Below are 2,074 nucleotides of genomic sequence, written 5' to 3' on the forward strand. Positions count from 1 at the left end.
CATGATCACACTGCGCCGCGCCGATCTCGACGCCCGCTTCCCCGGCCTGCTCGACAGCGTCATCGCCGCCGCCGGCGACGATCCCGCACTGCCGGCGGTTGGCGGCCACGATATCGAAGTGCACGCCCGACCCTGAAGGACTTGGGTTCCTCGCCCACGAACGTGGGGAAAAGGAAAAGCGGCGTCACACAGGAGCTTCCCGAAATGCGCATCGCCGTCCTCGCCGACATCCACGGCAATGTGCTGGCGCTCGACGCCGTGCTTGACGACCTGCGCCGGCGCGGCGGCGCCGACCTGACCGTCAATCTCGGCGACAGCGTTTCCGGCCCGCTATGGCCGCGCGAAACGATGGAACGGCTGCAGGCGCTGAACCTGCCGACGGTGCGCGGCAACCACGACCGCCTTGTTGCCGCCGACCCCGCTGATGACACCATGTGGCCCTCCGACGTCTATGCGCAGGAGCGGCTGACCGAGGCACAGCGCCAGGTGCTGTTCGCCCAGCCGTTGACGCTGGAGATCGCACCCGGAATCATCGCTTTCCACGCCCGTCCCGACCATGACGAGAAATATCTCATTGATACGATCGCCAATGGCCAGCTGGTGCGCGCGCCGCTGACGGCGATCCGTCGGCGGCTGAAGGCGCTCGACCCGGCTTGCCGCATCGCGCTGTGCGGCCACAGCCACCGCGCGGAACTGATCCGCGTCCCCGACGGTCCCGTCATCTTCAATCCGGGCAGCATCGGCTGCCCTGCCTATGACGATTCCACGCCGCCGGCGCATGTCTCCGAGCAGGGCTCGCCGCATGCGCGCTACGGCATTGTCACCTCGGGCAGCAACGGCCAGCCTGACGGCTTCGAGGCCATCGCCGTCGACTACGACCACGAGGCGGCCGCCAGGCAGGCCGAACAAGCGGGCCGGCCGGAATGGGCTCACGCGCTCAGAACCGGGTTCATGCCCCTGCCCGGCTGAAGGCTGGCGAAACGGCGGCCCGAATTTTCGGGCTTACATGGCGCCGCGTCGTCCCTTATAAAACCGGCCGGGCTTGCGGCGGGCTCGATCCGCCGCGGCACGGTATCAGCGCACGGCCAAACGATGAGGCGCACAGTTACGCTCCGAACAAACCTCCATGCGCTGATTGCTGCTCCGCTGCTGATGACGGCGTGGCCGGTGATTGCCCCCGCTATGGCTGAAGAGATGGCCCAAGAGGCGCCGGAGCTCGTCATCTCCGTCGTCACCGGCCTGGCGCCGGACGACCTTCTCAAGGTCCGCACCACCGCATCGCCGGTCGCCACGGTCGAGGCGCGGCTGAGCAGCGGCGACATGGTCACCAATCTCGGCTGCAACGACATCAACGGCTACAAATGGTGCAAGGTCGAAAGCACGGGCAAGGAGAAGCTGAGCGGCTGGGCGCCGGCGCGCTATCTCATCCCCCTCAATCCGAACCCCTATGTCGAAGGTGAGCCAAGACCGGCCGGTGCGCCGGTGATTGCCTCCACCGGCAGTGGGGCCGAGCAGGCCTCGGCACCGGACCAATCGCAGGCCACCGGCTCAGCCGACAGCGCGCCGGTCGCACCGCCCGACCTGACGGCGCGGCTTGGCGGCGCCGGTCCGGCAGCCGAAAGCACGCCGAAATCGGCCGCGGAAATCGGCCACGCCGCCATGCAGGATGCGTACCTACTGGCGCTGGCGGCGCCTGACGTCCCGCTTGATTCCACTCCGACGCTGGCTTCTGGCCCCGAAATTCCCTGCGCCCGCTATGTCGGCCAGCCGATGGAGCGCTGCAAGGTCAGCGTGGTGCACAGCGCCGACAAGGCGAACATCACTGTGACCTGGCCCGATGGCGGCACGCGCATCATCTCTTTCCGTGCCGGCCAGCCGGCCGGTTCCGACGCGCCCGGCGACTTCCGCTTCACCAGGGAAGGTAGCCTCAACATGATCCGTGTCGGCGTCTCGGAGCGGTTTGAGATCACGGATCAGTTGGCGCTGGGGAATTAGAATTCAGGGGAGTAAGGGAGCAGGGAATAAGGGAGTGTGTTTGGAATTCTCTCGAACCCACCCTATTCCCCTATTCCCC

The 2,074-nt window shown here is 67.0% G+C and carries 2 protein-coding genes and 1 pseudogene; all 3 read left to right on the forward strand.

Features of this window, described 5'->3' with window-relative positions:
- A pseudogene (locus EN991_RS41355) lies at positions 1–136 on the forward strand (transcriptional regulator); the annotation flags it as partial.
- Between the two features lie 68 nt (positions 137–204).
- Positions 205–969 carry a metallophosphoesterase family protein gene (locus EN991_RS33880; protein WP_127370366.1) on the forward strand — a complete coding sequence of 255 codons (765 nt, stop codon included), beginning with the start codon at positions 205–207 and terminating at the stop codon, positions 967–969.
- A gap of 123 nt (positions 970–1,092) precedes the next feature.
- The gene (locus tag EN991_RS33885) at positions 1,093–1,995 is read left to right on the forward strand and encodes an SH3 domain-containing protein (protein WP_164766115.1); all 903 of its coding nucleotides are present in this window, start codon (positions 1,093–1,095) and stop codon (positions 1,993–1,995) included.
- The last annotated feature ends 79 nt before the right edge of the window (positions 1,996–2,074 follow it).

It is taken from the genome of Mesorhizobium sp. M7A.F.Ca.US.005.03.2.1 (assembly GCF_003997795.1).
GTDB lineage: Bacteria > Pseudomonadota > Alphaproteobacteria > Rhizobiales > Rhizobiaceae > Mesorhizobium > Mesorhizobium ciceri.